The 13456-nt window shown below is 72.3% G+C and carries 10 protein-coding genes; 4 read left to right on the plus strand and 6 right to left on the minus strand.

The genetic code is table 11. The annotated features are described in order from the left end of the window. Positions 1–2 precede the first annotated feature (2 nt). The 4 genes from CCS38_RS23445 to kilB all read right to left on the minus strand — a co-directional run bounded on the left by CCS38_RS23445 (position 3) and on the right by kilB (position 3782). Complete coding sequence (locus CCS38_RS23445; RefSeq protein WP_223735294.1) at positions 3–1217, minus strand: sensor histidine kinase; 1215 nt, start codon at positions 1215–1217, stop codon at positions 3–5. Next, complete coding sequence (locus tag CCS38_RS23450; protein WP_223735295.1) at positions 1214–1867, minus strand: response regulator; 654 nt, start codon at positions 1865–1867, stop codon at positions 1214–1216. The genes CCS38_RS23445 and CCS38_RS23450 overlap by 4 nt, the downstream gene beginning before the upstream one ends. Before the next feature lie 259 nt (positions 1868–2126). Then, positions 2127–3131 carry a hypothetical protein gene (locus CCS38_RS23455; protein ID WP_223735296.1) on the minus strand — a complete coding sequence of 335 codons (1005 nt, stop codon included), beginning with the start codon at positions 3129–3131 and terminating at the stop codon, positions 2127–2129. Positions 3132–3311: 180 nt separating this feature from the next. Then, positions 3312–3782: a plasmid transfer protein KilB gene (gene kilB, locus CCS38_RS23460; RefSeq protein WP_030254336.1), complete on the minus strand. Its 471-nt coding sequence runs from the start codon at positions 3780–3782 to the stop codon at positions 3312–3314. A 118-nt stretch (positions 3783–3900) separates the two neighbouring features. Here kilB and CCS38_RS23465 point away from each other — a divergent pair, with 118 nt between their 5' ends. The 3 genes from CCS38_RS23465 (at position 3901) to CCS38_RS23475 (ending at position 9163) form a co-directional block, all read left to right on the plus strand. Next, the gene (locus CCS38_RS23465) at positions 3901–5547 is read left to right on the plus strand and encodes a serine/threonine-protein kinase (RefSeq protein ID WP_223735297.1); all 1647 of its coding nucleotides are present in this window, start codon (positions 3901–3903) and stop codon (positions 5545–5547) included. Between the two features lie 139 nt (positions 5548–5686). Continuing rightward, on the plus strand, positions 5687–7309 hold the full coding sequence (locus CCS38_RS23470; protein WP_223735298.1) for a succinic semialdehyde dehydrogenase: 1623 nt from the start codon (positions 5687–5689) through the stop codon (positions 7307–7309). A 39-nt stretch (positions 7310–7348) separates the two neighbouring features. Continuing rightward, positions 7349–9163, plus strand: coding sequence for a GMC family oxidoreductase (locus CCS38_RS23475; protein ID WP_223735299.1), 1815 nt, complete (start codon positions 7349–7351; stop codon positions 9161–9163). A 114-nt stretch (positions 9164–9277) separates the two neighbouring features. Here CCS38_RS23475 and CCS38_RS23480 read toward each other — a convergent pair whose 3' ends face one another. Together CCS38_RS23480 and CCS38_RS23485 are read right to left on the minus strand one after the other, a co-directional pair. Next, positions 9278–10309: an LAETG motif-containing sortase-dependent surface protein gene (locus tag CCS38_RS23480; protein WP_223735300.1), complete on the minus strand. Its 1032-nt coding sequence runs from the start codon at positions 10307–10309 to the stop codon at positions 9278–9280. A gap of 767 nt (positions 10310–11076) precedes the next feature. Beyond that, on the minus strand, positions 11077–11421 hold the full coding sequence (locus tag CCS38_RS23485) for a chorismate mutase (protein ID WP_223735301.1): 345 nt from the start codon (positions 11419–11421) through the stop codon (positions 11077–11079). A 300-nt stretch (positions 11422–11721) separates the two neighbouring features. Here CCS38_RS23485 and guaA point away from each other — a divergent pair, with 300 nt between their 5' ends. Further along, complete coding sequence (gene guaA / locus CCS38_RS23490) at positions 11722–13308, plus strand: glutamine-hydrolyzing GMP synthase (protein WP_223735302.1); 1587 nt, start codon at positions 11722–11724, stop codon at positions 13306–13308. Positions 13309–13456 lie beyond the last annotated feature (148 nt).

Consider the following 13456-nt stretch of genomic DNA (forward strand, 5'->3'; position numbering starts at 1 on the left):
CCTCACCCCGCCCGCTGCGGGAACTCCGCTCGCACCACGAATCCGCCGTCCCGCGTAGGCCGGGCCTCCAGTGTTCCGCCCAGGCTCTGGGCGCGCTCCCGCAGGCCCACCAGGCCGTGTCCGCCGCCGGGCAGCCGGGGGGCGTCGGCGCCGTCATCCGGTGGGCCGTTCCGTACCTCCACCAGGAGTCCCGCGTCCGCGGCGCGCGGCTGGGCGACCCGGACCCGCACCTGCGCCCCCGGCGCGTGCTTGCGGACGTTGGTCAGCGCCTCCTGCACCGTGCGGAACGCCGCCCGCTCCACGGTCCGGTCCGTGGGCGCGTCCTCCTCGACGCCGTTCTCGTACGTCACGTCCAGCGCCGACATCTCGATCAGCCGCGGGAGTTCGGCCAGGTCCGGCTGGGGCGCGAGGTCCGGCTGCGCCGCGTCGTCCGGCGTCTCGCGCGGGCCGCCGCCCGCGGCGCGCAGGATGCCGACCATGTGCCGTAGCTCCTCCAGCGTCCGTACCGACAGCTGCCGGATCGTCCGTGCCCCGTCCCGCGCCGCGGCGTCCTCCGAGGCCACCTGCAGCGCCCCGGCCTGCAGGCTGATCAGGCTGACCTGGTGGGCGACCACGTCGTGCATCTCGCGGGCCAGCCGGGCCCGCTCCGTGGCCAGTACCCGGTCCGCGATCAGCCGGTCCTCGCGCTCCAGGCTGCGGGTGAGCTCCGCGACCCGCGCCGCCAGCTCGCGCCGGGTGCGCACCAGCAGGCCCAGCGCGATCGGCCCGGCCGAGGTGACCGACGCGTCGATCAGTACCAGGGTGTTCTCGCGGTACGCGGTGATCTCCAGGTCGGAGATCGGGTACGGGAAGAAGTGCGCGGCGATCAGCAGGAACGCGCAGCAGCCGAGGCGTGCGCGGCCCGGCCGCAGTGCGGCGACCGTGTACAGGGCGATCATCGGCGCGAACCAGATGTAGCCGATGTACAGGCCCGGCATCGTCGCCAGAAAGACCGTGAGCGGCAGCCGGCGGCGCAGCAGCAGGGCGAACGCGGCGAGCAGCGAGACGCTCAGTTCCAGCGGCTGGTCGATGTCGTTGACGAGGAAGGAGTCGGCGATGCCGAGCAGGGTGGGGACGAGGAGGACGGCGCGGTGCCGCAGCCGGGCCGCGCGGGTGCCGGTCGGTGCAACGGCCGCCGCGGTCGTCTCCGCAGGCGCAGCGGCCGGGGCCCGGGTCATCTGGGGCCTCCCGTGACCAGCCCCGCGCGGTCCGCGACGATTGCCGCCTGTACCCGGTTGATGCCGCCGAGCTTGCCCAGCAGGGCGCTCACGTGGTCCTTGACCGTACTGGGCGCGAGGCCCATCCGGGCGGCTATCTGCGCGTTGCCCAGGCCCTCGCCGAGCAGCGCCAGTACCTCCGACTCCCGTGGGGTGAGGGCGCGTACGGCCTCGGCGGCCGCCGCCTGGGTCTCGGCGTTCAGGTAGCCGCCGATGACGGCGCGGGTGACGCCCGGGTCCAGCACGCTGCCGCCCGCGGCGAGGGTGCGCACCGCGCGGATGAGCTGCTCGGGCTCGGAGTCCTTCAGCAGGAAGCCGGACGCGCCCTCGCGCAGCGCGGCGGTCAGGTACTCCTGTGCGTCGAAGGTGGTCAGCATGGCGATGGCGGGGGGCTCGGGGGCGGCGCGCAGGCCGCGGAGTACGGTCAGACCGTCGACGTCCGGCATCCGGATGTCGAGCAGCACGACTTCCGCCGCGCTGCGCCGGACCGTCTCCACGGCCGTCGCGCCGCTGCAGTCCGCGACCATCTCGACGTCGGGCGCCGTCCCCAGGATCATCCGCAGCCCGGACCGCACCAGCCGCTCGTCGTCCACCACAGCGACACGGATCACCGGTCGCCCCTTCCTGTCGTGCCGTACCGATTCCGCTTCGGCGGGGTGCCACCCCCGCCGGAGGGCGGGGGTCCGCACGCGACTTGCGGAGGATGCCGCGGGACGGCACCCGCGGGCAGAGTGCTCTCATGCTGCACCACTGAAGAGGCCACAAGCCGTCCACGCGGTGCAGCTCACACCGGCGGCCGCCGCGACCCCCACACGCGACGGCCGCCTGTGGTGTTTCCGTACGGAATGTGTCCTACCGGGGCCGCGTCCGTCATTCCGGTCGGGTCCGTGCCCAGGAGTGGGTGGTGCCCTGGGACGGGCTGAACGCCCGCCCCGTGGTGAGTACCAGTACGGAGGTCATCGCGGCCAGCAGGTACGCGGTGGTGGCCAGGTCCAGCGTCCCCTCGACGCTGTGCGTCCCGGCGCTGAAGGCGTCGGTGACCGCGTAGCCCACCACCGTCCGCACCGTGAGGTAGAGCTGCACCGCGGCGAAGACCAGCAGCGCGCCGCGCATGTCCCGCCGCCCGCTCAGCGCCAGCGCGCCGATCACCAGCCAGCCGGTGATCGCGGCGAGCGCGGCGAAGCCGGGCCCGGCGTCCGGCGCGTCCGCCGAGGGGAGCACGGCCGCGTCCACGGCGCCCGCCAGCCAGGCCCCGGCCCCCTCCGTGCCGTCGGTCAGCAACCGCACCGTCCAGGCCGCCTGGACCAGCCCGGCCAGCAGGAACAGCACCGCGCAGATCCGGGAGAGCCGCCCGCGCCACCAGGCCCCGGCGGCCGGTCCCGGCTCCGTGCGCGCCGGGAGGAGGGCCGAGAGCACGACCAGCCCGGTCAGCAGGCCGAGCACGTGTGTGGCCAGCGTCCAGCCGCCCATCGCCTCGAAGCTGTACGCGGAGCGGTAGCCGGGGTGCAGCAGTCCGATGCCCTCGCGCAGCGAGCGGGCCAGCACCAGACAGGCGAGCAGCAGGGCGGCCGGGCGGGCGAGGGTGCGCTGTGCCAGCGCCGCGCCGGCCACCGCCGCCAGCGCCACCGCGAGCGCCCATTCCTGCGGCCCCAGCGCGCCCACCGGACCGGCCAGCGGGTTGAAGAGCCCCTCGACGAAGTCCAGTGGGCCCACCCGGACTTCGGCGACACCGGTCACCACCCAGGCGACGAGGGCGCCCGCGTACAGCCCGAGGGCCAGTCCGGTCGCGAGGTAGGCCCCGCTGTGTTCGGGCGCCGCCCGGCCGGGGTCGGCGCCCGGCCGCACATCGAGCAGCCCGCCGTCCTGCATCACCATGACCGACCCCCGATCCGCCGCGCGCCACCGATTCCGCGCCGCGTTCTCGCAGTGCGGGTACCCGTCCTGCGGTATGCCCGCCGTCCACTGTCATTGTTCAAGGACGGCGTGCGTACGCAGGGAGGTTCCACCCCTGTGTGTCGCGTGCCCCGGGGCCACCGCGGGCCCGCCGGGCACCCTTCAGCGCACCCGTCGCGCCACCGCCGTGACGAAGTCGCGGATCTCCTGGCGGGTGCGGGCGCGGAGTTCGGTGAGCTCGTCCCGGTCGTCCACCCAGTGCAATTGCGTCACGTCCGCCAGCAGCCGTTCGGTCAGCTCCACCACTTCGGCGTCGTCGCTGACCAACTGCGCGCGGAACATCGCCTCGTGCGCGGCGTACCGCGTCTTGTACTGCTCCTCGCGCAGTTCGGGGCTGTCCTCGTCGCAGCGGTCCTCGTCGTGCAGGACGAACCACCGGTGGACCAGCACGCGGCGGTAGTCCAGCAGCGTGCCCGCGAACGCGCAGTAGGCGTCGATGCGTTCCTGCCGCAGCTTCTCGTCGCGCGCGAGGGCGTGGCTGCGCTCGGTTTCCTGGCGCTGGAAGAAGTGGGTGATGCCGGCTCCGAGGAGCGTGCCGACCACGGCCACCACGCTGGTAACAACTGCCTCCATGCGAACAGTTGATCACTTCGGCCCCGTGCGGCGACAGGGGGCGGGGCCCAGCGGCCCCTGGGGCGGGGGCGCCCGCCCGCTCCTTCCGCTTCGGTGACCGTGGGGCAAGATGGCCTCCATGGGGAGCTTCGGGGGACACGGCCGCTTGATCGCCGGCCGGTACCGGCTGGACGGGAGGCTGGGCCGCGGCGGCATGGGCACGGTCTGGAGGGCCACCGACGAACTGCTGGGCCGGCAGGTCGCGGTGAAGGAGCTGAACCTCGACGACGACCGGGACGACGCGGACACCGCCGTGCAGCGCGAGCGGATGCTGCGCGAGGCCCGTACGGTCGCGCAGATCAAGCATCCGAACGTGATCGTCGTGCACGACGTGGTCATGCAGGACGAGCGGCCGTGGCTGGTCATGGAGCTGGTGGACGGCGGCTCGCTGGCCGACCGGCTGGGGAGCGGGGGACCGCTGGCCCCGCGCGAGGCGGCCCGGATCGGCGTCGCGCTGCTCGGCGCGCTGCGCGTGGCGCACGCCAGAGGCGTCCTGCACCGCGACATCAAGCCCGCCAACGTCCTGCTGGAGGCGGGTACGGGCCGGGTGGTCCTCACCGATTTCGGCATCGCGCAGGTGCCGGGTGCCACGACGCTGACCGAGAGCGGCGCGTTCGTCGGCTCGCCCGAGTACACCGCGCCCGAGCGGATGGCGGGCCGCAGCACCGGGCCCGAGGGCGACCTGTGGTCCCTCGGGGTGCTGCTGTGCGCGGTGCTGAGCGGCGGCGAGACGCCCTTCCACCGCGACTCCATCGGCGGTGTGCTGCACGCCGTCGTCTCCGACGACATCCGCATCCCCGAGGCGGCCGGACCGCTGTACACGGTCGTCGCCGGGCTGCTGCGGCGGGACACGGAGCGCCGGCTGACCGTCGCGGCCACCGAGCGGCTGCTGCGCGGCTATCTCCAGACCGGCCGGATGCCGGAGCCGGGCGGCGCGCCCACCGCCGAGGAGCGGCCGCCCTTACTCACCCCCGCCCGGCAGCCCGCGCCGCTCCGGGACGCGTTCGACGGCCGGGCGCTGGCGGCCGCCGCGCGCCCGCACACCGGACGCACCCGCAACGTGCGCAACGTCCTGCTCGCCGTGACGGCCGCCCTGGCGCTGGCCGCCGCGGGCGCCGGGATCGCCGCGCTGGTACTGAACGGGCGGGGCGCGGACGACGGCAGGACGCCCGCCACGCGCTCCCCGCAACCGACCCCGACGGCGACCAAAAGCCCAGGTCAGGGCGGTACCGCCACGCCCACGCCCACGGCCACATCCGCGCCCACCGCCCCGGCCGGGTACGCCACCGTCCGCGACCCGCAGGGCTTCGCCCTCGCCGTACCGGACGGCTTCTCGCGCTCCTACGAGAAGCCGCGGGTGTACTACTACTCCGCCGGCCGCCGGTTCCGGCTGGGCATTCATGTGCAGCCGCCGCAGCAGGGCGGACCGCTGGGCACGATGCGTGACGCGCACATCAACGGCCCGCAGAATTACCGGGGCTACCGGGACGGCAAGGTCACCGCCACCACCCACAACGGCCATCGCGCAGCCCTGTGGCAGTTCACCTGGGACGGCGGTCCCGAGGACGGCGGCCCGCGCCGCACCTACGACCTCAGCTGGGACGAGGGGGGCCGGATGTACGACGTGTGGATCTCCGCGCCGGACGGCGACCGGACCGTGGCGAAACGACACTTCGACACCGCGCTCGCCACCTTCCGGGCGCTCCGCCCGCCCCGGACCGGCTGACCGTCCGCCGGTCGCCGCTGGACGAAACCCCTGTACAGCGGCGTTCTGGCCAGTGATCACTGGCGTAATTGTGGGCAGCCGGTGAAAACTCATTACTCCCGGGTACACAAAGCGTGTCCCGAGGCATACGCTCTGCGCCATGACGGACTCGCTGGACACCGCACAGACCGCCCCCGCCGACGGCAACCCGGTCGCCTCCGCTGCCGCGGGCAGCCGCACGGCCGCCGACGTGGTCACCAAGGACCTGGTCGCCCGCCTCACCCGTGGCGTGGTCGGCAGCGGCAGTACGGCGAACCACACGCCGTTCACCGGCGAGGTCCTCGCCGAGCTGCCCGAATCCACCCCCGAGGACGTCGCCGACGCCTTCGAGCGGGCCCGCGTGGCACAGCGCCAGTGGGCGGCCACCCCGGTGCGCAAGCGCGCCGCGGTCCTGCTCCGCTTCCACGATCTGGTGCTCCAGCGCCAGGCCGAGGTGCTGGACCTCATCCAGCTGGAGACCGGCAAGGCCCGGCTGCACGCCCACGAGGAGATACAGGCGGTCGCCGTCGCCGCCCGCCACTACGGCCGCAAGGCCCCCGCGTACCTGAAGCCCAAGGGCCACACCGGCGTCGTGCCGACCCTCACCAAGGTCACCGAGCTCCGTAAGCCCAAGGGCGTGGTGGGCCAGATCGCCCCCTGGAACTACCCCTTCGAGCTCTCCGTCGGCGACGCGCTCCCCGCCTTCGTCGCGGGCAACGCCGTCGTCATGAAGCCCGACACCGAGACCGCGCTGACCGCCCTGTGGGCGCGCGAGCAGCTGATCGAGGCGGGCCTGCCGCCGGAGGTCTGGCAGGTCGTGATCGGCGACGGCCCGGTCGTCGGCCCCGAGGTCGTCAAGCACGCCGACTACGTCTCCTTCACCGGCTCCACCCGCACCGGCCGCGAGGTCGCCCAGGGCGCCGCGGCCCGCCTCGTCGGCTGCTCGCTCGAACTGGGCGGCAAGAACGCCATGCTGGTGCTGCACGACGCGGACATCGACAAGGCCGCCGCCGGCGCCGTCCGCGGCTGCTTCTCCTCCGCGGGCCAGCTGTGCATCTCCATCGAGCGGCTGTACGTCCACGAGTCCATCGCCGACGAGTTCGCCGAGCGCTTCGCGGCCCGTACGAAGGCCATGCGGCTGGGCAACGCCCTCGCGTACGGCGCCGACATGGGCTCCCTGGTCGGCGAGCGCCAGCTGCAGACCGTCATCCGGCACGTCGAGGAGGCCGTCGCCAAGGGCGCCAAGCTGCTCGCGGGCGGCAAGCCGCGCCCCGACATCGGCCCGCTCTTCTACGAGCCCACCATCCTCGACGGCGTCCAGGCCCCGATGGCCGTCTGCGACGAGGAGACCTTCGGCCCGGTCGTCTCCCTCTACCGCTTCCGCGACGAGGAAGAGGCGATCAGCCTCGCCAACGCCACGCCGTACGGCCTGAACTCCAGCGTCTGGACCAAGGACGGCCGCCGTGGCCGCAAGATCGCCGCCCGGCTGAACACCGGCACCGCCAACGTCAACGAGTCCTACGCGGCGGGTTACGGCAGCGTCCAGTCCCCGATGGGCGGCATGGGCGACTCCGGCCTCGGCCGCCGCCACGGCTCCGAGGGCATCCTCAAGTACACCGAGGCCCAGACCGTCGCCCACCAGCGCGTCATGCCGCTGGCCCCGTCCTTCGGCATGGACGACGAAAAGTACGCCGCCTTCATGTCCCTCAGCCTCAAGGCCATGAAGGCCATCAGGCTCCGCTGACCGCCCCCAACCCCGACCCGCACACCTCAAGGAGCGCCGATGTCAGGGGAGAGCTCTACCCAGAACCAGGACCCCGCGGACCGCTACGACTACGACGTCCTCGTCGTGGGCTCCGGCTTCGGCGGCTCCGTGTCCGCCCTCCGCCTCACCGAGAAGGGCTACCGCGTCGGCGTACTGGAAGCCGGCCGCCGCTTCACCCCCGAGACGCTGCCCAAGAACTCCTGGGACATCCGCAACTACCTCTGGGCCCCGGCCCTCGGCTGTTACGGCATCCAGCGCGTCCACCTGCTCGGAAATGTCATGGTCCTGGCAGGCGCCGGCGTCGGTGGCGGCTCGCTCAACTACGCCAACACCCTCTACGTCCCCCCGAAGCAGTTCTTCGACGACCAGCAGTGGGGCCACATCACCGACTGGCAGGACGAGCTCAAGCCGTACTACGACCAGGCCCAGCGGATGCTCGGCGTACGGCTGAACCCGACCCTGACCCCCTCCGACGTCCACCTCAAGGCCGCCGCCGAGAAGATGGGCGTGGGCGACACCTTCCACATGGCCCCGGTCGGCGTCTTCTTCGGCGACGGCAAGGACGCCGACGGGACGACGAAGGCGGCGCCCGGCGGCGAGGTGCCCGACCCGTACTTCGGCGGCGCGGGCCCGTCCCGCAAGGCGTGCTCCGAGTGCGGCGAATGCATGACCGGCTGCCGGCACGGCGCGAAGAACACCCTCACCGAGAACTACCTCTACCTCGCCGAGAAGGCCGGCGCGGTCATCCACCCGATGACCTCCGTCGTCGCCCTCACCGAGGACTCCCGCGGCGGCTTCGCGGTCCGGACCCTGCCCACCGACGACAAGCGCAAGGGCAAGGGCCGCACCTTCACCGCCCGCCGGGTCGTGATCGCCGCAGGCACGTACGGCACCCAGACCCTCCTCCACAAGATGAAGGACACCGGCCTGCTGCCCCACCTCTCGCCCAAGCTGGGCGAGCTGACCCGCACCAACTCCGAGGCCCTGGTGGGCGCCCTCACCGACAACCGCCGCTACCGCAAGAAGACCGGCGAGAAGAAGGTCGACTTCACCCGCGGCGTGGCGATCACGTCCTCCATCCACCCGGACGCCGACACCCACATCGAACCGGTCCGCTACGGCAGGGGCTCCAACGCGATGGGCGGCCTGTCCCTCTTCCAGGTCCCGGTACGGGACGGTGCCGTGGCCCGCGTCCTCGGCTTCCTCGCCAACTCGGCGCGCCACCCGATCTGTTCCCTCCGCTCCCTCTCCAACCGCCGCTGGTCGGAGCGGACCATCATCGGCCTGGTCATGCAGTCCCTGGACAACTCCCTGACCACGTACCGGAAGCCGCGCGGCATCGGCAAGGGCCTGCTGACCGCGCGACAGGGCCACGGCGCGCCCAACCCGGCGCAGATCCCGGCCGCCGCCGAGGCCGCCGCGCTGATTGCCGAGGACATCAACGGCTTCCCCGGCAGCAACGTCGGCGAGCTGATGGGCACCCCGCTGACCGCGCACTTCCTCGGCGGCTGCCCGATCGGCGAGGACGCGGACCACGGCGTCATCGACCCGTACCACCGCCTCCACGGCCACCCCGGCATCTCCGTCGTCGACGGCTCGGCGGTCTCCGCGAACCTCGGCGTCAACCCGTCCCTGACCATCACCGCCCAGGCCGAACGCGCCATGTCCCTCTGGCCGAACAAGGGCGAGGCCGACCCACGCCCGGCCCCCGGCCACCCGTACGAACGCCTGACCCCGGTGGAGCCCCACCACCCGGCGGTCCCGGAGAAGGCGTTCGCGGCCCTCAAGCTGACGTTCTTGGGGATGCCAAAAACAAGCCCGTCCGGCGCCTAGAGCTCGTCAATTCAAGCCCGTCCGGCGCTTGAGGACATCTTTTACCGGTACGACGAGGGGCCGCGCCCGGCACCCCAGGCGCGGCCCCTCACCGCTCAACCGCCGTCACCGGCGCTACGCGGCAGCGCCATCCGTCCTACGACGACGCACAACGAAGATCGCCCCCGCACCCACGGCCATCGTGACCCCAGCCACCGCCGCAATCGTCGGCAGCGCCGAGGACGACCCGGTCTCGGCGAGCTTCCCGGAGACCGGCAGCTCCTTCATCCCGCCCTGCGGCGCCGGCTTGCTGGGCTTCTTGCCGCCCGGCTTCCCCGTGGCCGGCGGCACCGTGCCCGGCTTGCTCCCCGCGACCAGCACGTCGAACTCGTACTCCGAACCCTCGGAGTAACCGCACTCGCCGTCCGCGTTCTGGTACGCGCCGATGGCGAACGCGAAGCCGTAGCTGCCCGGCGTCTTGGCGTCGACCTTCAGGCGCAGCTTGGCGTCGGCGTACTCACCGGGCGCGAGGTCGGCGAGGGAGGCGAAGTAGCCGTACTCGTCGACGTTCTCCCAGACACCGGCGCCCTCGTCGTACCACTGCACGGTCAGCAGGTGCGAGACGTCGTCGAAGTTCTCGTTCTCGATGGCCGAGAGCATGACGTACGCGTCGACCGACGTCATCGCCGACTCGGAGACGTTGGTCGCCCGGAAGGTGAAGTTGTGCCACCCGGACCCGGCCACGACCTGGCTGGGCAGCCCGCGCAGGGTGGTGGTGATCGCCTCGACCTCCGAGGGGGTCTCACAGCCCGGGTCCTCGGTGGGCTTGTCGGAGGGAGTGGCCGTCGGCGGGCCGGTGGGCTCGTCGGTGTCCTCGGTGGGGTCCTCGGAGGGGGTCTCGTCCGGAGCCGAGGCGCTGGGCGAGGGCTCGTCGGCCGGGGGTGTCGTCGGGTCCGTGGGGTCGGCGGACCCCGAGGGCGCCGGGTCGGTCGGCTCCTCGGGCGTCGGGTCGGGCGAGGTGGACCCGTCGCCCGGCTCCGTCGGCGCCTCGGCGGACGGGGTGGCGCTGGGCTCGTCCGTCGCCCACGCGGCCGGCGCCGCCATGAGCGCGGCAGGAGCGAGGACGGCCGTCGCGGCGGCAGCCGTCAGTGCACGGCGAAGCTTCATCGTGTCAAGACCTCTTCGTGGGTCCGGAGTGCCGAGGGGGAGGCACGAAGTCGGTAGCGGGCCGTCGCGGTGGGGCGCGGTATGGCCGTGCGTTTACACGTACATGACCAGCCAACCGGCGCAAAGGTTGCACGCGAATTGCGCATATTTGCGGACCGGCGAGGGGTGAGCCACCGTCCAAGGGGAGCCCGGACAGAGCGAAGGGCCCCGAGGTGCCGTCCGCGAGGGGGGTGCGGGCGACCGCGGGGCCCTTGCTGCTCGGCGCCGTCGTCAGGGCAGCGGCGGCGCCGAAGGAAGGCGCCGGGGGGAGGGCGCCTGTGAGGCTCTGCTGGTTCTCTGAAGCTGTACTGCAGCGCTACCGAAGCTACTGGTGTAGACCAGTGGCAGTATCAGAAGCCACCTCGGTGCGAGGTAATCGGCTCTTCATGCATCGTGCTGGATGCGCCTCATCGGGCGCAACCGTTTCGACCGGATGCGGTCGGCCCCAGGCGTCCCCGGGGCCGACCGCCCCATCGGATGTGACCGGGCTGCTGTCCCCTGCCGACCGGCCACAGCACCGCAGCGAGGTCCCACGGCGCCGTCCGCTTCAACCCGGACGGCGTCTCATCGCTTCGGCGTTCCCGCCCACGGGGCGGCGTCTACGCGTAGTCCTGCAGGCCGCGCCTGGCTGGCGTGGCACCGGGAACAACGAAGCCCCGCGCCGCCCGGTCACGGTCCGTACGGGTGAGCCGCCGCCCCGGACCTCGTACGGGTGGCGCACCCCGAACTCAGATCCGCCCGCGGCACAGCTCCAGCAGCGTCATCGCCAGCGCGGTGCCGGGGCGGCCCAGCTGGTCGCGGAAGTGCTCCAGCACCTCCATCTCGCGGGCGAGGTTCACCCGGCGGCCGCCCGAGGCGATCCGCTCTTTCTGGATCACGGCCGACACGGCCATCCGTTCCTGTACGAGGCCGATGATCCGGCCGTCGAGATCGTCGATCCGCCGGCGCGCGTCGCCGATCACGGCGGCGGCTTCCTCGGTGCGCGCACCGGTCTCCGGGCGGGGCTTGGTCGTGGTGCCGGTCGTGGCGCCGGCCGTGGTGCTGGTCGCGTTGCCGGCCGTGTTGCTGCTCATGTCCGTCTCCTGGGTCTGATGATCTTCGGGGCTCTTCGGGGATCTTCGGAATCCCGTGGCCCCGGAACCGCACCGCCCGGAGGGGAGAACACCAGCGCCCCGGGCCTTGTACGGCCCGGGGCGGCTGGGAAGTCGCTTGTCGCTGTGATCAGCGGTTCATGCAGCGCGACCATGGCAGCCGGACGGGCCGGTGCCATAGGTAAAGACGAAGGTCAGCTGCGTGAACATGGGGCTCAGTATGTGCCCGTTAGAATCGAAAGTCCAACCCCATCGCTCCACCACCGCCGGAAGGCCGCCGAAGTGTCAGCAGCGCCCCCCGCCGCCGCCCCGGATGTCGTCCTCGTTGTCGACTTCGGCGCGCAGTATGCCCAGCTCATCGCCCGCCGCGTCCGCGAGGCGCGGATCTACAGCGAGATCGTGCCCTCGACCATGCCGGTCGAGGAGATGCTCGCGAAGAACCCCAAGGCGATCATCCTCTCCGGCGGTCCGTCGTCGGTCTACGAGGAAGGTGCCCCGAGCATCGACCGTGCCCTGTTCGAGGCGGGTGTCCCCGTCTTCGGCATGTGCTACGGCTTCCAGCTGATGGCCGTGAAGCTCGGCGGCACGGTGGACAACACCGGTGCGCGTGAGTACGGCCGTACCCCGCTGGCCGTCTCCCGCACCAGCTCCACGCTCTTCGAGGGCACCCCGGCCGAGCAGTCGGTGTGGATGTCGCACGGCGACGCCTGCTCCGCCGCTCCCGAGGGCTTCACGGTCTCGGCCTCCACGGACGTCGTGCCGGTGGCCGCGTTCGAGAACGACGAGAAGAAGCTGTACGGCGTGCAGTACCACCCCGAGGTGATGCACACCACGCACGGTCAGCAGGTACTGGAGCACTTCCTCTACCGCGGCGCCGGCATCGAGCCCAACTGGACGATGGGCAACATCATCGAGGAGCAGGTCTCCGCGATCCGCGAGCAGGTCGGCACGAAGCGTGCCATCTGCGGCCTCTCCGGTGGCGTGGACTCCGCGGTCGCCGCCGCGCTCGTCCAGAAGGCCATCGGTGACCAGCTGACCTGCGTGTACGTCGACCACGGCCTGATGCGCAAGGACGAGACCGAGCAGGTCGAGAAGGACTTCGTCGCGGCCACCGGCGTCCAGCTCAAGGTCGTCGACGCGTCCGAGCGCTTCCTCTCCGCGCTTGCCGGGGTCTCCGACCCCGAGGAGAAGCGGAAGATCATCGGCCGCGAGTTCATCCGGGTCTTCGAGCAGGCCCAGGCCGAGATCATCGCCGAGGCGGGTGCCGCGGGCGAGCCGGTCGAATTCCTCGTCCAGGGCACGCTGTACCCGGACATCGTCGAGTCCGGCGGCGGCACGGGCACGGCCAACATCAAGTCCCACCACAACGTGGGCGGCCTCCCCGAGGACCTGGAGTTCAAGCTCATCGAGCCGCTCCGCCAGCTCTTCAAGGACGAGGTCCGCATGGTCGGCGCCGAGCTGGGCCTGCCCGAGGAGATCGTCCAGCGCCAGCCGTTCCCTGGCCCGGGCCTCGGCATCCGCATCGTCGGCGAGGTCACGCGCGAGCGCCTCGACCTGCTCCGCGAGGCCGACGCGATCGCCCGCGAGGAGCTCACCGCCGCCGGCCTGGACCGCGAGATCTGGCAGTGCCCGGTCGTCCTCCTCGCCGACGTCCGCTCGGTGGGCGTCCAGGGCGACGGCCGCACGTACGGCCACCCCATCGTCCTCCGCCCGGTCTCCTCCGAGGACGCGATGACGGCGGACTGGACCCGCATGCCGTACGACGTCCTGAGCCGCATCTCCACCCGCATCACCAACGAGGTCAAGGACGTCAACCGCGTAGTCCTCGACGTCACGAGCAAGCCCCCGGGCACGATCGAGTGGGAGTGACCTGCGGGTAGCTCTCCCTTTGACGCTGAGGCCGCCACTCACACGTATGAGTGGCGGCCTCGCCGTTTCGCCTGCCGCGGGCCCCGTGCGCGACAACTCTGGCGCCGTGCACCCCCACGACCTCTTCCCGGACTGGCCCAGCCCCCTC

This window comes from Streptomyces purpurogeneiscleroticus, from assembly GCF_020024005.1.
Taxonomy (GTDB): Bacteria; Actinomycetota; Actinomycetes; order Streptomycetales; family Streptomycetaceae; genus Streptomyces; species Streptomyces purpurogeneiscleroticus.